The sequence below is a fragment of the Brachybacterium sp. SGAir0954 genome (genome assembly GCF_005490785.1).
Classification (GTDB): domain Bacteria; phylum Actinomycetota; class Actinomycetes; order Actinomycetales; family Dermabacteraceae; genus Brachybacterium; species Brachybacterium rhamnosum.
Genome location: NZ_CP027295.1, coordinates 2,598,653 through 2,623,490, shown reverse-complemented (window position 1 = coordinate 2,623,490; position 24,838 = coordinate 2,598,653). Strand labels below are relative to the sequence as shown.

Here is a 24,838-nt window from a genome sequence, read left to right as displayed (position 1 = left end):
GCGGGACGGACGCGCGAGGGGATCAGAGCTCGATCCCCTCGTCGTCCCCCGTCCGGCGGGTGGGCACCTGCAGCAGCAGCGCGATCAGCCCACCCACGGCGATCAGCCCGCCGAGACCGCCGAGCCAGGCCGGCAGGGTCGCGGAGACGGTCGCGACGAGCAGCAGCACGAGCCCGCCGACGAGCGCCGTCCAGGACCACAGCATGGGGGAGGACGCCGGCTCGAGGTCGGGGTCCGGCGGCACGAAGTCGCCGAGCAGGGCGGCCTCCTCCTCGTCCTCGGCCTCCCGGTCCCCGGGAGCGGGGCGCGCGCCCGCCGAGGGGTGAGCGGCGCGGGCACGGGCACGGGACTCCTCGCTCGTCACGGCGGGGGCGTCGTCCGTTCCGCCCTCCCACGGGTCCACGTCCTCGTCACGCCGGGCGGAGTCCTCCGCGGCCGGCTCGCGGGGCGCCTCGCCGGGGCCCACCACGAGCCCCTCGTCGGCGAGCATCCGCGAGAACTCGGCGTCGACGTCCCGGTCCTCCGGGCGCTCCTCCCGCGGCGCGGTCACGTCGGCCGCCCGGGAGCGGGGACGTGCCGGTCCAGGAACGCCGCCGAGCGCGCGAAGAGCAGCTCCGCGTCGTGGTCCAGCGGCGCCAGGTGATAGCTGCGGGGGAGCGGCAGGCGCTCGACGGGGCCGCTCACGCCGGACGCCACGATGTCGCTGTCGCTCGCCGGGACGGTGTGGTCCTGCGGCGAGGTCGCCAGCAGCAGCGGGACCTCGACCGCGCCGAGACCGGACCGCGTGCGGGCGAAGAGCCGGCGGAGCTGGGCGACGGCCCGCGTGGGCGTGCGGTCGTAGGCCTCCTCCACGGCGCCGGGCAGGGCGACGTCCGAGCCGATCGGGGCGACGGAGCGCACGACGGGGGCGATCACCCCTGCGACGCGGGCGACCGGGGGCACGGTCATTCCCGGGTTCACGGCGACGAGCGCCGCGATCCTCCCGCGCAGCTCCGGGTCCTCCCCGAGGGCGAGGGTCAGCGCGCCGCCCATCGACAGCCCGCCGATCGCGATCGGGCCGTGGTCCTCGGAGAGCGCGAGCGCCCCGTCCCGCAGGGCGCCGTACCAGTCCTGCCAGGTGGTGCCCGCGAGGTCCTGCCAGCGCGTGGCGTGGCCGGGCAGCAGCGGCAGCTCGACCTCCCAGCCGCGCTCCGCGTGGTGCTCCGCCCAGGGCCGCAGCGACTGCGGCGATCCCGTGAACCCGTGGCACAGGAGCAGCCCGCCGCGGGGGCTAGAGTGACCCCGCGCACGCCACGGCCGGGACAGTTCGCTGAACGTCATGTGCCCATCGTCGCACCCGCGCCCGCGTGCTTCATCACGGGCCCGTCCCCGACCCCGGGCCGACCGCCCGCGGGAGCACCCCGCCGCCCCAGGAGGAGACCGGATGCTCTACGACATCGCCAAAGGACCGGTGCGGACCGTGATCCGCGTCGTGTGGCGACCCGACCTGCGCGGCGCCGACCGCATTCCCACGACCGGCCCCGTCGTGCTCGCGTCGAACCACTGCGCCTACTCCGACACCGTCATCCTCCCCGCGCTCATCGAGCGCACCGTCCACTTCCTCGGCAAGTCGGACATGTTCTCGAGCCGTTCGGCGGCCGGACGGATCGGCGGCTGGATCATGCGCCAGCTCCGGGTGATGCCCGTGGACCGTGCCGGGGGCAGCGCCTCGGAGGCCGCGATCGGCGCCGGGCTCGCGGTGCTGAGGTCCGGCGGCGTGCTCGGCATCTACCCGGAGGGGACGCGCAGCCCGGACGGCCGGCTGCACCGCGGCAAGACGGGCGTCGCACGGCTCGCGCTCGCCGTGGACGCTCCGATCGTGCCGGTCGCGATGATCGGCAGCTTCGAGGCCCAGCGGGGCCGCCGGTTCCTCCCGCGGCGTCACCCGCGGATCCGGGTGCTGGTGGGGGAGCCGATCGACGCGTCCGCGATCGCCCGATCGCTCGGCGACGCGGAGAGCGCCGTCGTGCTCCGCGCCGTGACCGACGCGGTCATGGACGCCATCGCGGAGATGTCCGGGCAGGAGCGGGTCGACGAGTACGCCGGTGACGTCAAGCGCCGCCTGCGAGAGGCGGGGAGCGCGACCTCCCCGGGGGGCCGCCGCCCCTGAGCGCGCTCGCCGCGCGGTCGGACCTCCGACGTCCGGGCCGCCCACGGTCCGAGGCCCGGACCGTGGGCGGGAGAGCTCCGCGGGGCCCGTACCCTGTGGGGGTGACCCAGTTCAGTCCCGATGCCCCTGCCCGCGCCCACTCCTTCACGCTCTCGGCGGCCGACGACGGCCTCGCTGCGCTCGGGGGCTGGCGCGAGTATCCGCGGGTCCAGCAGCCGACGTGGCCGTCGGAGGACGCGCGCGCGCAGGTCTTCGACCGTCTGCGCTCCGCGCCGCCGCTGGTCTTCGCCGGTGAGGTGGACGTGCTGCGCTCGCGGCTCGCGGCCGCCGCGCAGGGCGAGGCGTTCCTGCTCCAGGGCGGGGACTGCGCGGAAACCTTCGCGGACTCCACCGCGGACAGGATCCGCAACAAGATCCGCACGATCCTGCAGATGTCCGCGGTGCTCACCTACGGCGCGTCCGTGCCGGTGGTGAAGATGGGCCGCATGGCGGGCCAGTTCGCCAAGCCTCGCTCCTCGGACACCGAGACCCGTGACGGCGTCACCCTGCCGACCTACCGCGGTGACGCCGTGAACGCCTACGCGTTCACGGAGGAGTCGCGACTCCCGGACCCGCAGCGCCTGTGGGAGACCTACACGACGAGCGCCTCGACGCTGAACCTGCTGCGCGCGTTCACGGGCGGCGGGTTCGCGGATCTCCGCGAGGTGCACTCGTGGAACCGCGGCTTCACGTCGGGCCCCGGCTACGACCGCTACGAGGAGCTCGCCGGTCAGATCGACAAGGCGATCCGGTTCATGGACGCGATCGGCGCGGACTTCGACTCGCTCAAGGTCGTCGAGTTCTTCTCCTCCCACGAGGCGCTGCTGCTCGACTACGAGGAGGCGCTGTCCCGCGTGGACTCGCGGACGGGCGAGATCTACGGCTGCTCGGGCCACTTCCTGTGGATCGGTGAGCGCACCCGCCAGCTCGACGGCGCCCACGTGGACTTCATGTCCAAGCTGCGCAACCCGATCGGTGTCAAGCTCGGGCCGAACGCCTCGGTCGACGACGCGCTGCGTCTGATCGACCGCCTCGATCCCGACCGTGAGCCGGGGCGTCTGACCTTCATCACCCGGATGGGCGCCGACAGGATCCGCGACGCGCTCCCGGCGCTCGTCGAGGGCGTCCGCGACGCGGGTGCCCGGCCGGCATGGGTCACCGACCCGATGCACGGGAACACGATCACCTCGTCCAACGGCTACAAGACCCGCCGCTTCGAGGACATCCTCGACGAGGTCGTGGGCTTCTTCGAGGTGCACCAGTCGCTCGGCACGGTCCCGGGCGGGCTCCACATGGAGCTCACCGGCGACGACGTGACCGAGGTGCTCGGCGGCAGCGGCCACATCGACGAGGCCGGTCTCGAGCGGCGCTACGAGACGCTCGTGGATCCTCGTCTGAACCACCAGCAGTCCCTCGAGCTCGCCTTCCTCGTGGCGGAGATGCTCTCCCGACGCTGAGACGGCACGACGCCCGGCTGCACGCAGGGGCGGTGCGATCCTCGGATCGCACCGCCCCTGCGTCGTCCCGGGAGCGGGAGGCTCAGAAGACCGAGATGGTGACCGTGGAGCCCTTGGCGACCTGGTCGCCGGCGGTCGCGGACTGCTGGTAGACGAGGCCGAAGGCTGGGTCGCCCTTGGGGTGCTCCACGGAGACCTTCAGGCCGGCGGCCTCGAGCGTCGAGCGCGCATCCGCCTCGGACTTCTTGAAGACGTCGGGGACCGTGACCATCTCGGGTCCCTGCGAGATCACGAGGTTCACCGTGTCCTCACGGTGGAGGGTGCCGGAGGCCGGGGACTGGGAGACGACCGAGCCCTTGGGCACGCTGCTCGAGTGGGCGCTCGAGGTGGTGACCGTGAACCCGGCCGCCTCGAGCGCGCTGCGTGCGGCGTCCGCGCCGCGGCCGGTCTGGTCGCTCACCGCGATCGGGACCCGGCCCTGGGAGACGACGACGTGGACCTCCCCGCCCTCGGGGAGGGAGTCGGCCTCCTGGCTCTGGGAGATGATCTCGCCCTTCGCGACGTTCTCGGAGTACTCCGGGTCGTCCTCGACGAGCACGAGGTTCTGCGCCTCGACCGCGTCGCGCGCCTCGTCCACGCCGAGCCCCGTGAGATCGGGGACCTCGAAGACCTGCTCGCCGCGCGAGACGACGAGCTCCACCGCGGTCCCCTTCTTCACGACGCCCCCGCTGCTGGGGCTCGCGGTGATGACGTGGCCGGCGGGGACCGTGTCGTCGTAGCGCTCGACGGTGCGGACGGTGAGATCGGCGGAGTCGAGAGCCTGCTCGGCGTCGGTGAGCTGGGTCCCCACGAGCACCGGGATCGTGCGGTCGGCCCCGGGGCCGGTGTTCGCGTACCAGTCGACACCGCTCCAGGCGCCGGTGCCGAGCGCCGCGACGAGCGATCCGATCGCGAGCATCGCGGCCGGACGCGAGCGGCGACGCGCCGCGAGCGGCAGGTGGCGTCCGCGCCGGGCGCGGGGTGCACGCATGACGACGGTCCGCGGAGGCTCGTCCGCCCCCTCGCCGTGTCCGTCGGAAGGGACGTCGTCCCCGGCATCCCCGGTCCCGGTCGTCGCCCCGTCGCCGTCCTCACCCGGGGGGAGGGCGGTCCGGCCGGTGTCGGCCCCGTCATCGGGGAGCGGCTCGGGGCCGACCGCCGCACTCGCACGTGGACCGGCGTCGGCGGCGGTGTCGGTCCCGGGCGCGTCGACGTCGGGGGCCTCCGCGGCGAAGGGGCGCGGCCCGGTGCGCAGGGACGCGAGCGCCTCGTCGAGCCGCGCGGTCGCCAGGCGCACCTCGCCCGTGCTGGTGTCCGGTCCGTTCTCGAGCGAGCGCGGCCGGGTGGCGAGCACCCCGGCCGGGAGGGTCCGGCGCAGGTCCTGGACGCTGCGGAGCAGCTCGGCGGCGCTCGAGGGACGGTGCTCGACCGTGCGCGAGCTCGCCCAGGTGATGAGCGAGTCGAGCTCGGTGGGCACGCCCTCGACGCGGCCCGAGGGGGCGGGGATGTCCTCGTGGACGTGCTGGAAGGCGATGTGCACGGGCTGGTCGCCGGTGAAGGGCTGAACGCCGGTGAGCATCTCGAAGAGCACGACCCCGAGCGAGTACAGATCGCTGCGCTCGTCCATCTGCCCGCGCGTGACGACCTCGGGGCTGATGTACGCGACCGTGCCGAGCAGTGTCGCGCTCGCGGAGGAGTTCGAGGTGCCGATCGCGCGCGCCAGCCCGAAGTCGGCGACCTTCACCGTCCCCTCGCGGTCGATGAGGATGTTCTCGGGCTTGATGTCGCGGTGCACGATCCCCGCGGCATGGGCGGCGACGAGCGCCTGGAGGGTCTGTGCGGTGACGTCGAGCGCATCCCCCACGGTGAGGCGCCCCTGGTCGGCGATGCGGGAGCGGAGGGTCACGCCCTCGACGAGCTCCATCGCGAGGTAGATGCGGTCCTCGTCCTCGCCCTGGTCGAAGACGCCCACGACGTTGCGGTGCGCGAGGCGGGCCGCGGCGCGCGCCTCCCGGCCGAAGCGCCGGCGGAAGTTCTCGTCGGTCGCGAGGTGGGGATGCATGATCTTGAGCGCCACGACACGGTCGAGGCGCTGGTCATGACCGCGATACACGGTGGCCATGCCGCCGCGCGCGATCGGCTCCTCGACCCGGTAGCGGTCATCGAGGAGCAGGCTGATGCCGGGGGAAGTCGACGTCGCCGCGCTCACGAGGCCCACTGTAGGTCGGGCATCCGGGGAGAATCATGTGCGACACGGCGGCGGAGCGACCGGGATGCCCCGTGATGTCGGGAACACCCCGTGCGGCCGCACGGCCCGCGGCAGGCGCCGGGAGCGGCGCTGTGGCACCCTGGGGGACGTGGACGACCTCGAGAACCTCATCACCCAGTGGCTCCCCCTGCCCGACGTCGCCGAGCGCCTCGATGCCGAGGTCTCCCAGGTGCGACGGCTCATCGAGGAGGGGAAGCTCGTCGCCGTCCGCCGCGGCGACCCCGTGGTCCGCTCGGTCCCCGAGGAGCTGCTCGTCGACGGCGAGATCGCACCGCACCTCGCCGGGACGATCACCCTGCTGCGCGACGGCGGCTTCTCCGACGTCGAGCTGCTGGCCTGGCTCTTCCAGGCGGATGACACGCTCCCGGGGCGGCCGATCGACCAGCTCCGGGCCGGACAGCGCGGAGAGGTGCGCCGGCGCGCGCAGGCGCTCGCCTTCTGACCGCCCGCTGACGGCCCGCCGCCCCGTGGCCGGCCAGGAGCCGGGGCTCCCGCTCAGCCGCCGATCGACTCCACGTCGGTCGCGGAGTCCGCGATCGACTGCAGCCCGGTGACGCCCAGCGCTCCCAGCTCGCCGCCCTCCGCGGCCCGGGAGAGGATCGACCGGGCCCGCTCCGCGGCGGCGCGCACATCACGCACGACGGAGTCCACCGCGCCCGTCCGCACCATGAGCTCCTGCACCGCCGTGACGTCCTCGGCCGCGGCATCGGGCCTCCCGACGGTGCGCTCGAGCAGGCGGCGGCCCGCCGCGTCCGTCGCGGCCACCGTGCGGGCCAGGAGCACGGTGCGCTTCCCCTCGGCCACGTCACCGCCGATCGGCTTCCCGGTCGCGTCGGCGTCGCCCACGACGCTGAGCAGGTCGTCGCGCAGCTGGAAGGCGGTGCCGATCTCGGCGGCCCAGGTCGACAGCAGCTCGAGCGCCTCCGCCCCCGCGCCCATGAGGGCGGCCCCAGCGCGGACGGGGCGCAGCACCGTGTAGGGGACCGTCTTCCACCGGATCACGGCGAGCGCGGCCTCCTCCTCCGAGGGAGCGGACGTGAAGCCGCCCGCCTGGTGGAGGACGTCGAGGTACTGGCCGCTCATGACCTCCGTGCGCAGGCGCGCGAACTCGACCGCGGCGGCGGCGGGACGGGGGCCCGCGCCCGGGGACGCGACCTCGGCGGCGAGCTGCTCGGACCAGCTGAGCGCGAGATCGCCCAGGACGATCGCGGTCGCGATGCCGAAGTCCGCGGCGGAGCCGTCCAGGCCCCGTTCGCGGTGCGAGGTCGCCGCCTCGACGTGGAGGGCGGGGCGCCCGCGACGGGTGGGGGAGTGGTCGATGACGTCGTCGTGCATCAGAGCGGCGGCCTGGACGAGCTCGATCGCCGTGCCGAGCGCGGCGAGACGCGACACCTCGTCCTCGTCGGGGGCGCGGTCGAGCGCCGCGATCCCGCCCCAGAAGCAGAAGCGCGGGCGCAGCAGCTTGCCGCCTGCGAGGTAGTCCTCGACCACGCCGACGAGCTCCTCGGCCTCGGGGGCGACGGCGCCGAGGTGGGCGCGGTGCGCGGCGAAGGTGCGCTCCCGGCTCTGCGCGATCGCGGCGACGAGCTGCGCGTCCAGCGCCTGGGGTGCGGTCGTGGTGCCGGTGGGTCCAGCGGAAGTCATCGGGGCGTTCCTCCGTACGGTGCGTCCCTGGATCCTCCCACGCCCCGCCGGGACCTTTCCTCCCCAACGTCCCGGCGTCCACACCGTCGGCCGTGCCTCCCCGGGCCGGGCCGGCACCGGTCAGGGTCGGGACATGACCACCCACGTCCCTGCGGCCGACGGCCCCCGCGCCCTCCGCCTCCACGACCCCGCCGAGCTCCTCGCCGGCATCCGCCTCTCCTTCGGCGAGCTGATCGCCGACGCCCTCGTGCTCGTCGGCCACGCCGGCGACGGCGGCACGCCCGTGCTCGCCCGCTCCGACCTGGTGACCCTGCTCGTCCCCGACGCCGAGCTCCAGCTGCGCCACCAGCTGGCCCTGCTGAGGGAGCAGGGCTGCACCGCCGCCGCGGGGGTCCTCGTGATCGGCGACGGCCGGGAGAGCCTGCTCCCCGGCCTCGTCGAGGACGCCGCGCTGTTCCTGGGCCCGCTGCTCCTGGGCGCCGCCCGGGTCGAGGGGTGCTTCGCCCTCGGCCCGATGTGGGTGGTCGGCGACGGGACGGGCGTCGAGGTGATGCTCGGCGAGCGCTCCGGGTCGTGCGTCGAGGTCCTGGTCTCCCCTCCCCGGAGGCTCCGGGACTTCGAGGAGACGGACGTCGCCGTACGGGCCGTCCTCTCCGGGGAGTCGCTCGTCGCACCGGTGACCGCAGGTCCCGGGCTCGAGGAGCTCGGGCGGTCGCTGCGCCTGGGCGGCGAGCGGATGCCCGCCTTCGGACGCCCCGGGGACGCGCACCTCGTGCAGCTGCTCGAGCGCAGCGGGGACACGATCGCGCGCCGCTGCGGCCCCGGCCCGGCGGGAGGTCACGACGGCTCGGTGACGGACTGTGAACACCTCGAGGAGCTGCTCAGCGCACTCGCCCTGGACAGCGTGCACTGGGCGGTCATCGGGATCTGCGCCGACCGGGGACGCGAGGGGCGGGTCCCGCGCGACGAGCTCCTCCAGGCCATCACGAGCGACCCGGATCTCCGGCCTCATCCCGACGTCTGCGCAGGTGGGAGATGGTACGAGACGCTCGAGGGGCTGCGGCTCCTCGCGCTCGCCGCGCAGGGCTCCGGGGACGCGGAGCATCGCGGGACCGCTGCGGCGGCGTGGAAGGGGGCGACCGTCGCCCTCACGGTCCTGGCCTGGTGGAACCATCGTGGCGCGACGGCCGGGCATCTCGTGGAGGAGCTCCGGATCCACGATCCCGCCTCCACTCTGGCACCCTTGCTGACGCGCCTGATCGACACCCCGATCCGCCCGGCCTGGTGGCCGGAGCGCTGAGGAGGGCGCCGGACGAGAGGAGAGCGAGGCGGTGACCATGATCGGCGAGCGCAGGCCAGCCGCGGTGACCCTGCAGGACGACCGCGCACTCTCCGGCGGCGCGTGGCACCCCGAGCTGGGCCCCGGGCACCGGAGCTTCGCGGGGATCGGCGATCTCCCCCTCGAGAGCGGCGACGTCCTCGCGGACGTCACGATGGCCTACGAGACCTGGGGGACGCTCGACGAGGAGCGCGGCAACGTCGTGCTCGTCCTGCACGCCCTCACCGGCGACTCGCACGTCATCGGCGCCCAGGACGCGTCCCACCCGAGCCCGGGCTGGTGGGAGGACCTCATCGGCCCCGGGAAGGCGATCGACACCGACCGCTGGTTCGTCATCGCCCCGAACGTGCTCGGCGGCTGCCAGGGCAGCACCGGGCCCAGCAGCCCGGCACCCGACGGCAGGCCCTACGGCTCGCGGTTCCCCCTGCTGACCGTCCGTGACCAGGTGGCCGCGGAGCGGGCGCTGTGCGACCACCTCGGCCTCCTCGACCTCGCTCTGGTCATCGGCGGGTCGATGGGCGGCATGCGGGCGATCGAGTGGGCGTGCACCCACCCCGGGTCCGTGCAGCGCCTCGCCGTCATCGCCTCCTCCGCCCGGGCGAGCGCGGACCAGATCGCCTGGAACAGCGCGCAGATCGCCGCGATCCGCGCCGACGCCGGTTTCCACGGCGGCGACTACTACGACCTGCCGGCGGAGGGGGGGCCGCATCGCGGGCTCGGCGTCGCCCGCCGGATCGCCCACACCACGTACCGCACGGCCTCCGAGCTCGAGTCGCGCTTCGGGAACCAGGCGCAGCCGGGGGAGGACCCCTTCCGCGGCACGGGCCGCCACCAGGTGACGAGCTATCTCGACCACCACGCGGCGAAGCTCTCCCGCCGCTTCGACGCGAACTCCTACCTCGTGCTGGCCCAGTCGATGAACACCCACGACGTCGGCCGCGGCCGGGGCGGCACCGCAGCGGCGCTCGCCGCCGTGCGGGCCCGCACGCTCGTCGTCGCGATCGACTCCGACCGGCTCTTCCCGCCCGCCCTCGTCGAGGAGACGGCGCGGTACGTCCCGGGCGCCGCCTGGCACGTGGCCTCCTCGCCCGTCGGGCACGACGCCTTCCTGCTCGCGCACCCCGATCTGGACGAGTGGATCGCCCGCCTCCTGGCCAGCTAGGCTGGCGGGAGCCGGATCGGCGCGGAGTCGTCGCGGACCGGTCCGCACGCAGCGCACCCGCAGGAGGTTCACGCATGACGATCGTCGTGGGATTCACCCCGTCCGGTCAGGGCATGGCGGCGCTCGCCGCCGCCGTGCGCGAGGCGCGCCGCAGCCGGGACGCGCTCGTCATCGCCTCCCACACGTACCACCACTCCGAGCACGGTCCCGCCGTCGCCGGGGAGGAGGAGACGCGAAGCGCGCTCGCCGAGGTCGGGGGTGAGGACGTGGACTGGTCGCTCCGCCGCAGCGGGGACCAGGAGGACGTGGGGGAGTTCCTGCTCTCCGCCGCCGCGGAGTCCTCCGCGCGCCTCCTCGTGATCGGCCTGCGACGGAAGTCGCCGATCGGCAAGCTGAACCTCGGCGCCGCGGCCCGGCGCGTGGTGCTCGGCGCCGACATCCCGGTGCTCGCCGTCAAGGACGAGACCCCGTCCGGCGCCCTCGCGTCCTGAGGTCCTCCGCGCACGGTCGCACCGCTCCTGCATCTCGCGCTCCCCGTCGGAGCGCGGCTCCGCCCCCGGGCGAGGTCTGCGTCACCGGTTCCCGCCCTCGGGGGGCCATGGGAATAGACCGTGCCCGGAGACGTTATACTTTCCAGGCTTGACGGCACCGTGCCTTCGTGCGCCATGAACCCGGTGGGGACCGGGACGGAGTGAGGCGCCGGTACCTGTCAGCCGCGCGAGAAGACCGAACGCCACAGCGCGCTCGCACCGCAGGGTGCAGCGCCGGAAGAAGGAACTCTGTGACCTCCTCCAAGACCCTTGAGACCACCGCCGACACCACGACCGAGGTGGATGTGCAGGCCGAGGAGACCCCTGCCGCCGGCACCGCGGCGAAGAAGACCGCCGCGAAGCGCGCCGGGGCGAGGACCACCGCCAAGAAGCCCGCCGCCAAGAAGGCCACCGCCAAGAAAGCGGCCGCGAAGGCCTCCGGCGAGGAGCCCGAGGTCGAGGAGCCCGAGGCCGAGGAGGCCGACGAGGCCACGGCGGAGAACACCGCCGCCGATGCCAAGGTCGAGGACCGCGGCGGCTTCGTGTTCAACGCCTCCGAGGACGATGCCCCCGCGCAGCAGGTCGTCACGGCCGGTGCGACCGCGGACCCGGTCAAGGACTACCTCAAGCAGATCGGCAAGGTCGCGCTGCTGAACGCCGCGCAGGAGGTCGAGCTCGCCGAGCGCATCGAGGCCGGCCTGTTCGCCGAGCAGCTGCTCAAGCGCGACGAGTCGATCGTCAAGACCAAGCAGGGCCGTGAGCTCGGCATGATCGCCGAGGACGGCCGCGCCGCGAAGGACCACCTGCTCGAGGCGAACCTCCGTCTCGTCGTGTCCCTCGCCAAGCGCTACACCGGTCGCGGCATGCTCTTCCTGGACCTCATCCAGGAGGGCAACCTGGGCCTCATCCGCGCCGTCGAGAAGTTCGACTACGCCAAGGGCTACAAGTTCTCCACCTACGCCACCTGGTGGATCCGCCAGGCGATCACGCGCGCCATGGCCGACCAGGCTCGCACGATCCGCATCCCGGTGCACATGGTCGAGGTCATCAACAAGCTCGCCCGCGTGCAGCGCCAGATGCTCCAGGACCTGGGTCGCGAGCCCACCCCGGAGGAGCTCGCCAAGGAGCTCGACATGACCCCGGAGAAGGTCGTCGAGGTCCAGAAGTACGGTCGCGAGCCGATCTCCCTGCACACCCCGCTGGGTGAGGACGGCGACAGCGAGTTCGGCGACCTCATCGAGGACTCCGAGGCGGTCGTCCCCGCGGACGCCGTGAGCTTCACCCTCCTCCAGGAGCAGCTCCACTCGGTGCTCGACACCCTCTCCGAGCGCGAGGCGGGCGTGGTCTCGATGCGCTTCGGCCTCGAGGACGGTCAGCCCAAGACCCTCGACGAGATCGGCAAGGTCTACGGCGTGACCCGTGAGCGGATCCGTCAGATCGAGTCGAAGACGATGAGCAAGCTCCGTCACCCCTCGCGCTCGCAGGTCCTGCGCGACTACCTCGACTGAGCCCCGCGCTCCCGGCCCTCGCGGCCAGGTCGCACGAGACGGCGCCGGCACCCTGTGAAGGGGGCCGGCGCCGTTCGGTGTCGGTGGCTGAGGCTGGAGCAGGGGAGACGGGACGAGGGCGCCCACCATCAGGTGGACGCCCTCGGATGCTCGGGTCCCGCAGGGGACGGGAGATCAGTCCTCGACCGGCTCCGGCTTCGCGTGGAGGCGCTCGGTCTCGTCGATGACCTCGGAGGCGATGTCCTTCAGGGCATCGCCGTGGGCGCGGGCGTGGTGCGCGCAGAACAGCAGCTCGCCGCCGGCCTGCAGCACCACCTTGACGTACGCCTGGGCACCGCAGCGATCGCAGCGGTCCTTCGCCGTCAGGCGGGGGGCTTCGAGAGTGAGGTTCATGGGTCCTTTTGTAGCACCTGGGCCCGCGCGGGGGGAGGGAGTCGTGACCCGGTTCGCCAGGGGCGCAACACCCTGTGACCCCGGTCCCCGTCGTGCCTGCGTCGGCGACGCCGACGGCGTGCGGGAGCGGGCAATGCCGGGCCCGGAGGCCTCGCGGCCGTAGGATCGCAGGGTGTCCAGCTCCTCCACCTCCTCCCGTCCCGCGGCCTCCGCCTACGACGCCCGCAACCTCCAGGTCCTCGAGGGTCTCGAGGCCGTCCGCAAGCGTCCCGGCATGTACATCGGGTCCACCGACTCGCGCGGCCTCATGCACTGCCTGTGGGAGATCCTCGACAACGCCGTGGACGAGGCCCTCGGCGGCAACGGCGATTCCATCGGCGTGCTGCTGCACCCCGACGGCTCCGTCGAGGTCCGGGACACCGGGCGAGGCGTCCCCGTCGACACGGAGCCCCGCACGGGCCTGACGGGCGTCGAGGTCGTGTACACGAAGCTCCATGCGGGCGGGAAGTTCGGCGGCGGCTCGTACGCCGCCTCGGGCGGCCTGCACGGCGTCGGCGCGAGCGTCGTCAACGCGCTGTCCGCGCGGCTCGACGTCGAGGTCGACCGTGCAGGGAAGACGTACGCGATGAGCTTCCAGCGCGGCCAGGCGGGTGTCTTCGAGGACGACGGCGACCCGAGTCCCGCCGCGCCGTTCACCCCGGCGGACGGCCCCGCCGAGCTGCGGATCGTCGGCAAGGCCAAGCGGGGTGTCACCGGCACCCGTGTGCGCTACTGGGCGGATCCCCAGATCTTCATCAAGGGCAGCCACTTCTCCCTCGACGACCTCACCCGCCGCGCTCGCCAGACCGCCTTCCTCGTCCCCGGGCTCGAGATCGCGATCACCGACCACCGCCCCGAGGCGTCCCCGGACCAGCCCGCGACCCGCACCTACCGCTACGACGGCGGCATCTCCGAGTTCGTGGACTACCTCGCCCAGGACCAGCGGATCACCGATGTCGTGCGGCTCCAGGGCACGGGCGAGTACACCGAGACCGTCCCCGTCCTGGACAGCAAGGGGCACATGGTCTCCCAGGAGGTGTCCCGCAGCTGCGAGGTGGACATCGCCCTGCGCTGGGGCGCGGACTACGACACGACCCTGCGCTCCTTCGTGAACATCGTCGCGACCCCCAAGGGCGGCACCCACGTCGCCGGCTTCGAGCAGGCCCTCGTGAAGGTCATGCGCAAGCAGGTCGAGAACCAGGCGCGGCGCGTGAAGTTCAACGTGAAGAACGAGAAGATCGAGAAGGACGACACCCTCGCCGGCGTCACCGCCGTCGTGAGCGTGCGCATCGACGAGCCGCAGTTCGAGGGGCAGACCAAGGAGGTGCTCGGCACCCCCGCGATCCGCCAGATCGTCGGCCGCGTCGTCGAGGAGCGCCTGACGGCCTTCCTCACCTCGACCGCGAAGGGCGAGAAGGAGCAGGCCGCGCTCGTCATCGACAAGGTCGTCTCCGAGATGCGCGCCCGCATCGCCGCGCGCATGCACAAGGAGGTCTCGCGGCGCAAGAACGCCCTGGAGTCCTCGACCATGCCCACCAAGCTCGCCGACTGCCGCTCGACCGACGTCGAGCGCTCCGAGCTGTTCATCGTCGAGGGCGACAGCGCGCTCGGCACCGCGAAGCACGCCCGCTCCTCGGAGTTCCAGGCCCTGCTGCCCATCCGCGGCAAGATCCTCAACACCCAGAAGGCGTCCATCACGGACATGCTCAAGAACGCCGAGTGCGCGGCGATCATCCAGGTGATCGGCGCGGGCTCGGGACGCACCTTCGATCTCGACGCGGCCCGCTACGGCAAGATCATCATGATGACCGACGCCGACGTCGACGGGGCCCACATCCGGACCCTCCTGCTCACGCTCTTCCACCGCTACATGCGTCCGCTCGTGGAGGCGGGGAGGGTCTACGCCGCGGTGCCCCCGTTGCACCGCGTCGAGATCGTCCACGGCGGGTCCAAGAAGAACGAGCTCGTCTACACCTACTCCGAGGCGGAGCTGCTGCGGCTGCTGAAGAACCTCGAGAAGCGCGGCAAGCGCTACAAGGAGCCGATCCAGCGCTACAAGGGCCTCGGCGAGATGGACGCCGACCAGCTCGCGGACACCACCATGGACCCCCGTCACCGCACCCTGCGGCGGGTCCGCATCGAGGACGCCGAGGCGGCGAGTTCCATGTTCGAGCTGCTCATGGGCTCCGACGTGGCGCCCCGCAAGCAGTTCATCATCGAAGGAGCCGAAGAGCTCGACCGGGAGAGGATCGACGCATGAGCGTCTCCGTGCGCGTCATCCCCTGCCTCGACGTCGACGCCGGTCGCGTCGTCAAGGGCGTGAACTTCCAGGACCTGCGGGACGCCGGTGACCCGGTCGAGCTCGCCGCCCGCTACGACCTCGAGGGAGCGGACGAGCTCACCTTCCTCGACGTCACGGCCTCCTCCTCCGGCCGCTCGACCATGATCGACGTGGTCCGTCGCACTGCCGAGCAGATCTTCATCCCGCTCACCGTGGGCGGCGGCGTGCGCAGCGTCGAGGACGTCGACCAGCTGCTGCGCGCCGGCGCGGACAAGTGCGGGGTGAACACCGCCGCGATCGCCCGCCCCGCGCTCGTGTCGGAGATCGCCGAGCGCTTCGGCAACCAGGTCCTCGTGCTCTCGATCGACGCCCGCCGCGTCACCGAGGGCACCCCCGAGGGCAGTGCGCGCACGGGCTCCGGCTTCGAGGTGACCACCCACGGGGGCCGCCGCGGCACCGGTATCGACGCGATCGCCTGGATCCGTGAGATCTCCGAGCGGGGTGCGGGGGAGATCCTGCTGAACTCGATGGACGCCGACGGCACGAAGGACGGCTTCGACCTCGAGCTCATCACGCTCGCCCGGGAGGCGACCGGGGTGCCGCTCATCGCCTCCGGCGGGGCGGGCACGCCCCAGGACTTCGCCCCCGCCGTGCACGCCGGGGCCGATGCGGTCCTCGCGGCGAGCGTCTTCCACTTCGGGACGATGACGATCGGCGAGGCGAAGGCCGCGATGGCGGCCGACGGCATCTCCGTGCGGTGAGCATCCCGCTGGGCACCGGGCCGGACGACAGCGGCTCCGGCGGCGTCCTCGCACCCCTCGACGTCGCCGCACCCGTGCTGGAACCGCACAGTCGGCGGCGCGTCCTGGCGGCCCGCGCCGTGCTGGCCCTCCTGCTCGCCCTCGCGGTCGGAGCGGCCTGGCTCGTGTGGGACAACCGCAGGCTCGTCGTCACCCCGGTCGCCGTCGCCGCGAGCACCTGGCCCGCGGGGGAGCGGCCGCTGCGGATCGCCCATGTCTCCGATCTCCACGGCGGCGGGGACAGCGCCGCCCGCGCCGCGCTCGTGGAGGCCGTCGCCGCGCAGCACCCGGACCTCGTCGTGATCACCGGAGATCTGGTGGACCGCCGCACCCGGGACCTCTCCGGGGCGCTCGAGGTCGCGTCCTCACTGGCCGGCATCGCGCCGACGACGATGGTGCTCGGCAACCACGAGGCGGACTCCCCGCTGCGCGACGAGCTGCTCGCGGGCATGACGGGCGCCGGGGTGCAGGTGCTCCGTGACGAGGCGACCACGATCGAGGTGCGGGGCACGACCGTGACCGTCGCCGGGATCGACGACCCGCGGGTCGCCTCGGTGGACGGCGTCGTCCCCGCGGACCCGGGCACGGTGCTCGACTCCCTGCGCCTCCCCACGGACGCTCCGGTCGTGCTGCTCGCCCATCGCCCCGAGCTCTGGGAGCACTACGTGCGCGAGGACGTGGACCTCGTGCTCTCCGGCCACGCCCACGGAGGGCAGGTGCGTGTGCCCGGGATCGGCGGTCTCTACGCCCCGCACCAGGGATGGCTCCCGGCGCTCACCGAGGGCGCGCACGTGAGCGGGACGACGACCATGGTGATCAGCCGGGGCCTCGGCGACGGCATGCTCCCGGTGCGCGTGAACAACCCGCACGAGCTGGTGATCGTGGATCTCGCCGCGTCGCCCAGCGGCTGACGCTCCGTCGCTGACCCTCAGCGGGACCTGCCGTGCACTGGGCAGCACGGACGAGACGGCCCCCGGTCCCACGAAGGGACCGGGGGCCGGTCGTCCGCGGCCGGGGTCACAGCACGTGCAGGACGCCGGAGGCGAGCAGCGCGCGCTGATGGCTGCGCTCCCGCTCCCTCAGGCGCTGCTCGTGGCGGAGCACCTCCTGGGGTGAACGGCGGCGCAGGAGCCTCCGCGCGAGGAGCAGGGCGCCCGGGAGCGCGGGCTCCTGGGGGCGGGCCGGCACGGTGCCCGGCGCCGTACGGTGCTCGTCCTCCGCGCGTTCGGCGAAGCTGTGATCGTCGAACACGGGGTGGTGGAGCGGAGCAGGATGGCGCGCGGTGACGGGGAAGGAGGGATCGGTGGTGTCGGTGGGGGGATGACGGCGGTCGACGTCGAGCTCGATGCTCATCTGGGGTCTCCTGAGTCGGTGGTCACGATCCTTCGCCGGTGCGCGGACAGCACCTGACCGCGGATCGGGAGGGATCCGGGCAGGGGAGGGCGCGCGGCAGGACCGCAGGGGTGAGGGGGGGGCGGAGCGGGCTCCGCCGGTGAGGGACGGGGACGCGGTGCGTCACCGGGCCCTGTCGGGTCTCCGCCCGGTCAGGACGGGAGGCGGGTGGCCGTCAGCGGACGGCGGCGGTGCCGGTCGGCGTGCCGGGGCGGGAACCCCCGGGGCCGAACGCCTTCCGCGCGGCGGGCTGCCGCAGGGACCGGGGGATCGTCGCGCCCAGCACGGCCGGACCGGCCGCGGGGGCCGTGGTCGTGGTCGGGGTCGTGATCTCCATGGGATGTACTCCATCACGGCGCCTCGCCCGGGTCCAGCGAATAAACCTGCAGGCAGCACGACGCCCCGTCACCGGGCTCGGGACGAGCGGCGGTGACGGGGCGAGGGGAGCGGGCGGCGGCCCGGAGCGGGCCGGGCCGGGAGGGTCAGCCGAGGACGGTGTAGGTGACGCCGATCGTGAGGCTGTCGCCGGTGGTGAGCTCCACTGCCGCGTCCTTGGCGACCGCCGGCTCGACGCACAGGAAGCCGGGCCAGGAGTCGTCGGGCACGTCGGCCATGCCGGCCGCGAGCTCGGTCCAGGGGTTCCAGACGACGGTCTTCGCGGTGCCCCGCGGGCTCGAGACGATCGTGCGGCCCGCTCCCTCGTCGACGATCCGCACCTCGCCGGCGCGGTCCACGACCCGGTCGGTGGGGCCGGTGAGCACGAGGTCCCCGGCGGGGAGGACGTCGGCGGCGAGGCCGCGCGTGTTGTCGAGGTACTCGGCGCCGCCGAGGCCCTCGATCCGCACCCGGCGCACGTCGGACACGGCGAGGTAGGTGTGCAGGGCCGCCTCGACCTCGAGAGCGATGCCCGCGGTGAGCGTGAGGTCCAGCGAGAGCTCCGCACCGATCCGCACCACGAGATGTGCGGAGAGCTCGGTGCGACCGGCGGGGGAGACGAGGTGCAGGACCACGTCCTCACCGGCGGTCTCGGCGCGCTCGAGCGTCCATCGGACGTTGCGCAGCCACCCGTGCTTGACCTCCTGGTCGCCATGCCGGCCCGGGCCGAACCAGGGGCCCACGAGCGGCACGCCGCCGCGGATCGCCGCCCCGTGCCCGAACGCCGAGTCGGGGGAGAGCCAGAGGACGTCCGTGGTCCCCGCGGGCGCCCAGCTGGTGAGGTGGGCGCCGTCGAGGTGCAGGGCCGCGCGGGCGGCGGGGGTGTCGACGAGCACGGCGTCGGCGCCGTGGTCCTCGCCCCGGCGCACGCCGGCCGGGAGGGGGAGGTCTGCGGGTGCTGTGGTCATGGCCCCATGCTCCCATCCGGGGCGGCGAGCGCGTCGTCGCCGTTCGTCGGCGGGTGCTCCTGCGCGTCCTCGGCCCGGGCCTCCTCGGCGCCGTCGGCCGCGGCGGAGACGATGCGGATGAACAGCAGCAGCCACGCGTAGACGATCGCGGCGGCGCCCATCTCGAAGGCCGTCATGTTGAGGTAGCGCACCTCCACGAACATCACGGTGATCGCGACGAGGAGCGCGAAGGCCGTGATCGTCACCGGCAGCAGCCCGCCGGGCATCCGGCGCAGCAGCACCGGGGTCACCACGAGGAGCGCACCGAACACCACCACGAGGGTCTGGGCGATGACGTCGTGCCAGGTGACGCTCACGTCGCGGGAGACGAGCGCGACGAGGGCCACGAGCACCCCCACGGCGGAGAGCAGGGTCCGGACCACGGCGGTCACCCAGGCCGGCTCCCCGGCGGAGGCGGCCCAGCGGTCGAGGTCGTGGGCGAGGAACTCGGTGACCGTGAGCAGCGCGACGCCGGTGAGGAGCAGCGTGAGGTTGAAGGTGACGCTCGCGAGGTCGCCGCCCTCGCCGAGCTCCGAGAAGTACCGCTCCCACCAGTACCGGTCCGTCGCGTTCATCGCGCTCGCGAGGACCCCGGCGGTGAGGAACACCGCGAGCAGCGTCGCGAGGGAGCGACCGGTGAGCGCGGACCCGGCCGCGGAGGTCGCATAGGCTCCCGCCGCGCTCGCCACGACCACCCAGAAGGTTCCCGCCATGCGGTCCAGGGCGACGCCCTGGAACGCCTGCTGGAACACGCCGAACAGCGCGCTCGTGAGGAAGAGCCCCAGCAGCCCGTACACGAGGGCGAGGCCCACGATGTCCAGCGCCCTGCGCCACCGGTGGGCGCCGCCGAACCACGGCATCGACCGCGGCGTGACGACGGCGAGGACGAGCGCCGCGGTCGCCGCGGCGCAGCCGAAGACCGACAGCGCCGCGACCTGGCCGATCGACCCGGTCCCCGCGAGCGGAGCGGTGCCGCGCAGGAACACGAGCCCCACGGCGAGGCCCACGACCGCCCCGCCGCCGCCGAGCACGAGGTGCAGCGACTCCTCCCTCGTCGCGCGGGAGGCCATGAGGGCGAGGCGGGGAGCCATGGGGGAGGTCAGCCCACCGCGGCGATCGGGACCGCGACCGGGGTGCCCGAGCCGTCGCGGCGACCGAGCGGATCGGGCAGGTCGATCGGCTGCCCGGCCTCCGAGCAGGCGCGCGCGGGGTGCGGCACGACCCAGGCGCCGATCAGCACGTCCTCACCGCGCAGGAAGCGGTGGCAGCGGACACCGCCGGTCGCACGGCCCTTCGCGGGGAACTCCGCGAGCGAGGACACCTTGAGCGAGCCCGTCTGCAGTAGCGGCAGGGTCGCCGAGGAGCCGGAGACGGTGACGACGTCCGCCGGGGCGGTGACGTCGACGACCCCGAAGGAGAGGACCCGCGCACCGGCGCCCAGCTTGACGCCCGCGACGCCGCCCGCGGAGCGCCCCTGCGGGCGCACGCCCGACGAGGGGAAGTGCAGCAGCTGCGCGTCGGAGGTGATGAGCACGAGGTCGAGGTCCGCGTCGTCCTCGAGGTCCACGACGCCGACGACCTCGTCGCCCTCCTTGAGCGAGATGATCTCGAAGCCGTCGGAGCGCGGGAAGTCCAGCTGGACCCGCTTGACGACCCCCTGCCGGGTGCCGAGCGCGATCGCCCCGCCGCGCTCGAGGTCCGCCGGCGCGAGGCGCACGAGCGCGAGCGCCCGCTCGCCGTCCTCGAGGTCGACGAGGTCCGCGAGGCGCGTGCCGCCCGCGAGCGAGGGCGCCCCGGCGGTGGGGGCGAGGGAGGGGAGGTCCACGACGGAGAGCTGCAGCACCCGGCCGCGGCTGGTCGCGACGCCGGCGGTCGCGCGGGTCGTCGTGACCACCCGCGAGACGATGACGTCGTGGGAGGCGCGGCCGCCCTCGCGCACGAGATCCTCGGTGCCCGCCGTGCGGGCGACGAGCCCGGTGCCGGTGAGCAGGACCGTGCAGGGCTCGTCGGCCACCTCGAGCCCGGCGCCGGAGGCCGCGGGGCGGCTCTGCTCGGAGGCCTCGAGCAGCACGGTGCGGCGGGGCGTGCCGTGCTCGGCGGCGACCGCGGCGAGCTCGTCGGAGACCAGGGCGCGCAGCACCTGGTCCGAGCCGAGGATCTCCTCGAGGCGCGCGATCTCGGCGAGCAGCTCGTCCCGTTCGCCCTCGAGCTCGATCTGGGAGAACTTCGTCAGCCGGCGCAGCCGCAGCTCGAGGATGTACTCCGACTGGACCTGCGAGAGGTCGAAGACCTGCATGAGCCGCGTCCGCGCGGAGTCCACGTCGTCGCTCGTGCGGATGATCTGGATGACCTCGTCGATGTCGACGAGCGCGAGCAGCAGGCCCTCCACGAGGTGGAGGCGCTCGGAGCGCTTGCGCAGACGGTGCTCGGTGCGGCGGCGCACCACCTGCAGACGATGGTCGACGAACACCTCGAGCAGCTGCTTGAGGCCCAGGGTGCGCGGCTGCCCGTCCACGAGCGCCACGTTGTTGATGCCGAAGGACTCCTCGAGCGGCGTGTAGCGGTAGAGCTGCTCGAGCACCGCCTCGGGCTCGAAGCCGGACTTCACCGTGAGCACGAGGCGCAGGCCGTGGTGGCGGTCCGTGAGGTCCTGGTAGTCGGTGATGCCCTGGACCTTCTTCGCCTGCACCGCGTCGCGCAGCTTCTCGGCGACCTTCTCCGGGCCCACCTGGTAGGGCAGCTCGGTGACGACGATGCCCTTGCGGCGGGTCGTGACGTTCTCGATGCGCGTGGTGGCGCGCATGCGGAACGAGCCGCGGCCCGTGCGGTAGGCGTCGCGGACCCCGTCGAGGCCCGTGATCCGGCCGCCGCTGGGCAGGTCCGGCCCGGGCACGAGGCGCATGAGCTCCTCGAGGGGGGCGTCGGGATGGGCGATGAGGTGGCGGGCCGCGGCGATCGTCTCGACGAGGTTGTGCGGCGCCATGTTCGTCGCCATGCCGACGGCGATCCCCGAGGCGCCGTTGACGAGGAGGTTCGGGTACTGGGCCGGGAGCACCTCCGGCTGGGTCAGCTGGTTGTCGTAGTTCGGGACCAGGTCCACGACGTCCTCGTCGAGGGAGTCCGTCACCAGCTGCGCCGCCCGGGCGAGGCGCGCCTCCGTGTACCGGGGCGCGGCGGGGCCGTTGTCGAGGGAGCCGAAGTTGCCGTGGCCGTCCACGAGCGGCAGGCGCATCGAGAAGTCCTGCGCCATGCGCACGAGCGCGTCGTAGATCGCGGTGTCGCCGTGGGGGTGGAGCTTGCCCATGACCTCGCCGACCACGCGCTGGCTCTTGACGTGCCCGCGATCCGGGCGCAGGCCCATCTCCGCCATCATGTAGAGGATGCGGCGCTGCACCGGCTTGAGCCCGTCGCGCGCGTCGGGCAGCGCCCGGGAGTAGATCACCGAGTAGGCGTACTCGAGGAAGGACGTCTCCATCTCGCTGGTGACGTCGATGTCGACGACGGTCTCCTCGAACGGCTCCTCGGCGGCCGGGGACTTCGTGGTGCGTGAACGGGCCATGGGGGCCATTCTTGCCCATGACCGGCACGGGGACGGGGAGGCGTGGCCCGGCGCGGGACCGTGGTCCCCGTCTCCCGGACCGTGCGCGACGATAGGATCCCGGCATGGCGGATCGGCACGGACCCTTCCCGTCCCCCTCGGAGCGGAGCGCGGGACGACGCTCGCGGCGCCGCGGCGCCCCCGCGCCGGCGCCGGCGGCGTACCCCGCCCACTGGGAGGCGGACATCGCGCTGCGCGACGGCTCCGCCGCGCACCTGCGCCCCATCCTCCCCGAGGACGCCGACGCCCTCCAGGACTTCCACGTGCGCCAGTCCGAGCACTCCCGGTACCTGCGCTTCTTCGCCCCGATGCCGCGGCTCTCCCCCCGGGACCTGGAGCGGTTCACCGTCGTGGACCATCACGACCGGGTCGCGCTCGTCGTGCAGCGGGGCGAGGAGATCATCGCCGTCGGCCGCTACGACCGGACCTCGCCCGAGGAGGCGGAGGTCGCCTTCAACGTCTCCGACGCGAGCCAGGGCACGGGGCTCGCCTCTGTGCTGCTCGAGCACCTCGCGGCCGCGGCCCGCGAGGTGGGGATCTCGGTCTTCACCGCGGAGGTCCTCCCGCAGAACGCCCGCATGCTCTCCGTGTTCACGGACGCCGGCTTCGACGTGCGGCGCGTGCTCGACGACGGGGTGGTCATGGTCACCTTCCGCATCGACCCGACGGCGCGATCGCTCGAGGTCATGGCGGAGCGCGAGCACCGCGCGGAGGCCCGGGCCATGGAACGGCTGCTGCATCCCTCCTCCGTGCTCGTGGTCGGCGTCTCCACGCGCGCCGACTCGATCGGCGGCCGTGTGCTCTCCGCCCTCGAGGGCTCGGGATGGCAGGGCGATCTGCACCTCGTCTCCCGTGACGCCTTCGAGGTGCGCGGGCACCTCGCCCGGCCCCGCATCGCGGACGTCCCCGGACCCGTGGACCTCGCCGTGATCGCCCTGCGCCCCGAGTCCTGGCTCGAGGCGATCGAGGAGTGCGCCGCGATCGGCGTGCGCAGCGTGCTCGTCCCCACCGAGGGGCACACGGACAGCGTGGAGGGCCGGCGCCGGCAGCGCGAGCTCGTCGCCGAGGTCCGACGCCACGGCATGCGGCTGCTGGGCCCCGGCTCGCTCGGCGTCCTGCGCACGGGGGAGGACGCGCTGAGCGTCTCGCTCTCGCCGCGCCTCCCGCGGCCGGGCACCGCCGCCGTCGCCGGCCAGTCCAGCGCGCTCGGCGCGATGCTCCTCGCGGGGGTCGACGAGCGCGGCACCGGCGTGCACGAGTTCGTGGCCGTCGGGAACCGGGCCGACGTCTCCCTCAACGACGTGCTCCAGCACTGGGAGGACGACGAGCGCATCGAGGTCATCGGCCTCGCCCTCGAGACGATGGGGAACCCGCGCAAGTTCACCCGGATCGCCCGCCGCCTCACCCGCAGCACGCCCGTGGTGGTGCTCCGCCCACCGGGGTTGCGGGTGAGCGGCACCCCCGGTCACGACGTGCGTGAGTCCTCCCTCCCGCGGCGCGCGCTCGACCAGGTCCTCGCCTCCTCCGGGGTGGTGCAGGCGCGGACGGTCGACCACCTGCTCGACGTGGTCGACGCCGTCTCCCGCCAGGGCGTCCCCAAGGGGCCGCGGGTCGCCCTGCTCTCCAACACGGCGGCGCTCGGCGCGAGCCTGCGCGGCGCGGCCGACGAGGCCGGCCTGCAGATCGTCATCGACGACCGGAACGTGCCGCTCGCGGCGGACCCCCGCGTCATGCAGCGCGCCCTCACCGCCGTCGCCGGTCCCGATCGCGCGGACCTCATCATCGCCGGGGTGATCGACCCGCTCGCGGGGGACCACCTTGGCGCCCTGCGGGAGATGGCGACCATCGCCCGGCACAGCGAGGTCGCGCTCGTCGTCTGCCTGGTCTCCGAGCGCAGCCGCTTCCAGGAGGTGCACGAGGCGGTCCGGGAGGACCTCGCCCTCCCGCCCGTCCACGTGACCCCCGCGCTCGCCGTGCGCGCGGCCGCCGGCATGCTCGCCGCCGCCGAGCGGCCCGCGGCGGACCGCGAGGAGCTCGCGGTGCGGGAGGACGTGGACCGCGCCGCCGCCCGCAGGATCGTCGAGCGGCACCTGCCGCCGGTGGGGGAGCGGGTCACCCTGGACCTCGAGACCACGCGCGCGCTGCTCGCGGCCTACGGGCTGCCGCTGCTGCCCTCGCTCCCCGCCGCGGACGCCGAAGAGGCCGTCCGCGCGGCCTCAACGGTGGGCTACCCCGTCGCGCTCAAGAGCACCGACCCGGTGCTGCGCCACCGCGCGGACCTCGGCGGCGTGCGGCTGGACATCACCGACGCCGTGCAGCTGCGGCACGCCCACGCCCGGATGCGCGAGGACCTGTCCTTCTCGAGCGCGCCGCTCGAGGTGCAGTCCATGGCCCCCACGGGCGTGCCGATGGTCGTGCGCAGCGTCGAGGACCCCTCGCTCGGCCCCGTGGTGTCCCTCTCCGTGGCCGGGGACGCGACGGACCTGCTCGAGGACATCGCCTACGCGATCCCGCCCTTCTCGCAGCGCGCCGCGCGGGAGCTCGTGGACGCCCCCGCGAGCGCCGTGAAGCTCTCGGGGGAGCGAGGGCTCCCGCCGGCGGACAGGGACGCCCTCGCGGACGTCGTGGTCCGCACCGGCCTGCTCGCCGAGGACGTCCCGGAGCTCGCCTCCTTCGAGCTGTACCCGGTCGTCGTCGCGCGGGAGGGCGCCTTCGTGGTCGGTGCGCGGGCGGAGCTCGCCCCGGCCCCCAACCGGACGGACGGCGCCCGCCGCGCGCTGCTGGGCGGCCGCTCCGGCTGAGCCGCTCCGCCGTCCC

The 24,838-nt window shown here is 73.8% G+C and carries 21 protein-coding genes; 11 read left to right on the top strand and 10 right to left on the bottom strand.

All coding sequences use genetic code 11. From position 1 onward, the window contains the following. Nucleotides 1-22 precede the first annotated feature (22 nt). Nucleotides 23-550: a hypothetical protein gene (locus C1N80_RS11765; RefSeq protein ID WP_137770937.1), complete on the bottom strand. Its 528-nt coding sequence runs from the start codon at nucleotides 548-550 to the stop codon at nucleotides 23-25. Next, complete coding sequence (locus tag C1N80_RS11760) at nucleotides 547-1,320, bottom strand: carboxylesterase (RefSeq protein WP_137770936.1); 774 nt, start codon at nucleotides 1,318-1,320, stop codon at nucleotides 547-549. The genes C1N80_RS11765 and C1N80_RS11760 overlap by 4 nt, the downstream gene beginning before the upstream one ends. 103 nt (nucleotides 1,321-1,423) lie before the next feature. On the opposite strand from C1N80_RS11760, the gene C1N80_RS11755 reads away from it, so the two are divergent. Continuing rightward, the gene (locus C1N80_RS11755; RefSeq protein WP_137770935.1) at nucleotides 1,424-2,149 is read left to right on the top strand and encodes a 1-acyl-sn-glycerol-3-phosphate acyltransferase; all 726 of its coding nucleotides are present in this window, start codon (nucleotides 1,424-1,426) and stop codon (nucleotides 2,147-2,149) included. Nucleotides 2,150-2,250: 101 nt separating this feature from the next. Then, the gene (locus tag C1N80_RS11750) at nucleotides 2,251-3,645 is read left to right on the top strand and encodes a class II 3-deoxy-7-phosphoheptulonate synthase (RefSeq protein ID WP_168198099.1); all 1,395 of its coding nucleotides are present in this window, start codon (nucleotides 2,251-2,253) and stop codon (nucleotides 3,643-3,645) included. 82 nt (nucleotides 3,646-3,727) lie between these two features. Here the strand turns inward: C1N80_RS11750 and C1N80_RS11745 are convergent, their stop codons facing one another. Beyond that, a complete protein-coding gene (locus C1N80_RS11745; RefSeq protein WP_137770933.1) occupies nucleotides 3,728-5,893 on the bottom strand; it encodes a Stk1 family PASTA domain-containing Ser/Thr kinase in 2,166 nt (721 codons plus the stop codon). Nucleotides 5,894-6,041: 148 nt separating this feature from the next. On the opposite strand from C1N80_RS11745, the gene C1N80_RS11740 reads away from it, so the two are divergent. After that, nucleotides 6,042-6,395 (top strand): Rv2175c family DNA-binding protein, encoded by a 354-nt coding sequence (locus C1N80_RS11740; protein WP_137770932.1) that lies wholly within the window; start codon nucleotides 6,042-6,044, stop codon nucleotides 6,393-6,395. Nucleotides 6,396-6,448: 53 nt separating this feature from the next. Here C1N80_RS11740 and C1N80_RS11735 read toward each other — a convergent pair whose 3' ends face one another. Beyond that, a complete protein-coding gene (locus C1N80_RS11735; RefSeq protein ID WP_137770931.1) occupies nucleotides 6,449-7,597 on the bottom strand; it encodes a polyprenyl synthetase family protein in 1,149 nt (382 codons plus the stop codon). Between the two features lie 133 nt (nucleotides 7,598-7,730). Here C1N80_RS11735 and C1N80_RS11730 point away from each other — a divergent pair, with 133 nt between their 5' ends. From C1N80_RS11730 to C1N80_RS11715, 4 genes are all read left to right on the top strand, one after another. Further along, the gene (locus C1N80_RS11730) at nucleotides 7,731-8,897 is read left to right on the top strand and encodes a hypothetical protein (RefSeq protein WP_137770930.1); all 1,167 of its coding nucleotides are present in this window, start codon (nucleotides 7,731-7,733) and stop codon (nucleotides 8,895-8,897) included. A gap of 37 nt (nucleotides 8,898-8,934) precedes the next feature. Next, the gene (locus C1N80_RS11725; protein WP_137771746.1) at nucleotides 8,935-10,098 is read left to right on the top strand and encodes a homoserine O-acetyltransferase; all 1,164 of its coding nucleotides are present in this window, start codon (nucleotides 8,935-8,937) and stop codon (nucleotides 10,096-10,098) included. A gap of 74 nt (nucleotides 10,099-10,172) precedes the next feature. Further along, nucleotides 10,173-10,589, top strand: coding sequence for a universal stress protein (locus C1N80_RS11720; protein WP_137770929.1), 417 nt, complete (start codon nucleotides 10,173-10,175; stop codon nucleotides 10,587-10,589). Nucleotides 10,590-10,756: 167 nt separating this feature from the next. Beyond that, nucleotides 10,757-12,136: an RNA polymerase sigma factor gene (locus C1N80_RS11715; protein ID WP_370296990.1), complete on the top strand. Its 1,380-nt coding sequence runs from the start codon at nucleotides 10,757-10,759 to the stop codon at nucleotides 12,134-12,136. Between the two features lie 174 nt (nucleotides 12,137-12,310). Here the strand turns inward: C1N80_RS11715 and C1N80_RS11710 are convergent, their stop codons facing one another. Further along, a complete protein-coding gene (locus C1N80_RS11710) occupies nucleotides 12,311-12,529 on the bottom strand; it encodes a hypothetical protein (RefSeq protein ID WP_137770928.1) in 219 nt (72 codons plus the stop codon). Nucleotides 12,530-12,701: 172 nt separating this feature from the next. Between C1N80_RS11710 and C1N80_RS11705 the strand changes: the two genes are divergently transcribed. Genes C1N80_RS11705 through C1N80_RS11695 form a run of 3 tightly spaced genes read left to right on the top strand, consistent with a single transcriptional unit; the run spans nucleotide 12,702 to nucleotide 16,560 of the window. Next, entirely contained in the window at nucleotides 12,702-14,828 is a 2,127-nt protein-coding gene (locus C1N80_RS11705; protein ID WP_137770927.1) for a type IIA DNA topoisomerase subunit B, read from the top strand. Continuing rightward, complete coding sequence (hisF, locus tag C1N80_RS11700; protein WP_137770926.1) at nucleotides 14,825-15,610, top strand: imidazole glycerol phosphate synthase subunit HisF; 786 nt, start codon at nucleotides 14,825-14,827, stop codon at nucleotides 15,608-15,610. The genes C1N80_RS11705 and hisF overlap by 4 nt, the downstream gene beginning before the upstream one ends. After that, a complete protein-coding gene (locus C1N80_RS11695) occupies nucleotides 15,607-16,560 on the top strand; it encodes a metallophosphoesterase (protein WP_137770925.1) in 954 nt (317 codons plus the stop codon). The genes hisF and C1N80_RS11695 overlap by 4 nt, the downstream gene beginning before the upstream one ends. Before the next feature lie 106 nt (nucleotides 16,561-16,666). Here C1N80_RS11695 and C1N80_RS11690 read toward each other — a convergent pair whose 3' ends face one another. The 5 genes from C1N80_RS11690 to C1N80_RS11675 all read right to left on the bottom strand — a co-directional run bounded on the left by C1N80_RS11690 (nucleotide 16,667) and on the right by C1N80_RS11675 (nucleotide 21,982). Next, on the bottom strand, nucleotides 16,667-17,002 hold the full coding sequence (locus C1N80_RS11690) for a hypothetical protein (RefSeq protein ID WP_137770924.1): 336 nt from the start codon (nucleotides 17,000-17,002) through the stop codon (nucleotides 16,667-16,669). A gap of 214 nt (nucleotides 17,003-17,216) precedes the next feature. Continuing rightward, a complete protein-coding gene (locus C1N80_RS15575) occupies nucleotides 17,217-17,378 on the bottom strand; it encodes a hypothetical protein (protein ID WP_168198097.1) in 162 nt (53 codons plus the stop codon). Between the two features lie 145 nt (nucleotides 17,379-17,523). After that, a complete protein-coding gene (locus C1N80_RS11685) occupies nucleotides 17,524-18,384 on the bottom strand; it encodes a D-hexose-6-phosphate mutarotase (RefSeq protein WP_137770923.1) in 861 nt (286 codons plus the stop codon). Beyond that, nucleotides 18,381-19,514 (bottom strand): hypothetical protein, encoded by a 1,134-nt coding sequence (locus tag C1N80_RS11680; RefSeq protein WP_205750646.1) that lies wholly within the window; start codon nucleotides 19,512-19,514, stop codon nucleotides 18,381-18,383. The genes C1N80_RS11685 and C1N80_RS11680 overlap by 4 nt, the downstream gene beginning before the upstream one ends. Nucleotides 19,515-19,522: 8 nt before the next feature. Beyond that, nucleotides 19,523-21,982: a DNA topoisomerase (ATP-hydrolyzing) subunit A gene (locus C1N80_RS11675; RefSeq protein ID WP_137770922.1), complete on the bottom strand. Its 2,460-nt coding sequence runs from the start codon at nucleotides 21,980-21,982 to the stop codon at nucleotides 19,523-19,525. 104 nt (nucleotides 21,983-22,086) lie between these two features. Here C1N80_RS11675 and C1N80_RS11670 point away from each other — a divergent pair, with 104 nt between their 5' ends. After that, entirely contained in the window at nucleotides 22,087-24,822 is a 2,736-nt protein-coding gene (locus C1N80_RS11670; RefSeq protein WP_137770921.1) for a GNAT family N-acetyltransferase, read from the top strand. Nucleotides 24,823-24,838 lie beyond the last annotated feature (16 nt).

What these genes read in the sequence shown, in the direction of transcription:
- C1N80_RS11710 (WP_137770928.1), bottom strand. Translation starts at nt 12,529, where the DNA reads ATGAACCTCACTCTCGAAGCCCCCCGCCTGACGGCGAAGGACCGCTGC.
- C1N80_RS11675 (WP_137770922.1), bottom strand. Translation starts at nt 21,982, where the DNA reads ATGGCCCGTTCACGCACCACGAAGTCCCCGGCCGCCGAGGAGCCGTTC.
- C1N80_RS11725 (WP_137771746.1), top strand. Translation starts at nt 8,935, where the DNA reads ATGATCGGCGAGCGCAGGCCAGCCGCGGTGACCCTGCAGGACGACCGC.
- C1N80_RS11680 (WP_205750646.1), bottom strand. Translation starts at nt 19,514, where the DNA reads ATGGCTCCCCGCCTCGCCCTCATGGCCTCCCGCGCGACGAGGGAGGAG.
- C1N80_RS11685 (WP_137770923.1), bottom strand. Translation starts at nt 18,384, where the DNA reads ATGACCACAGCACCCGCAGACCTCCCCCTCCCGGCCGGCGTGCGCCGG.
- C1N80_RS11690 (WP_137770924.1), bottom strand. Translation starts at nt 17,002, where the DNA reads ATGAGCATCGAGCTCGACGTCGACCGCCGTCATCCCCCCACCGACACC.
- C1N80_RS11670 (WP_137770921.1), top strand. Translation starts at nt 22,087, where the DNA reads ATGGCGGATCGGCACGGACCCTTCCCGTCCCCCTCGGAGCGGAGCGCG.
- hisF (WP_137770926.1), top strand. Translation starts at nt 14,825, where the DNA reads ATGAGCGTCTCCGTGCGCGTCATCCCCTGCCTCGACGTCGACGCCGGT.
- C1N80_RS11735 (WP_137770931.1), bottom strand. Translation starts at nt 7,597, where the DNA reads ATGACTTCCGCTGGACCCACCGGCACCACGACCGCACCCCAGGCGCTG.
- C1N80_RS11730 (WP_137770930.1), top strand. Translation starts at nt 7,731, where the DNA reads ATGACCACCCACGTCCCTGCGGCCGACGGCCCCCGCGCCCTCCGCCTC.
- C1N80_RS11720 (WP_137770929.1), top strand. Translation starts at nt 10,173, where the DNA reads ATGACGATCGTCGTGGGATTCACCCCGTCCGGTCAGGGCATGGCGGCG.
- C1N80_RS11755 (WP_137770935.1), top strand. Translation starts at nt 1,424, where the DNA reads ATGCTCTACGACATCGCCAAAGGACCGGTGCGGACCGTGATCCGCGTC.
- C1N80_RS15575 (WP_168198097.1), bottom strand. Translation starts at nt 17,378, where the DNA reads ATGGAGATCACGACCCCGACCACGACCACGGCCCCCGCGGCCGGTCCG.
- C1N80_RS11760 (WP_137770936.1), bottom strand. Translation starts at nt 1,320, where the DNA reads ATGACGTTCAGCGAACTGTCCCGGCCGTGGCGTGCGCGGGGTCACTCT.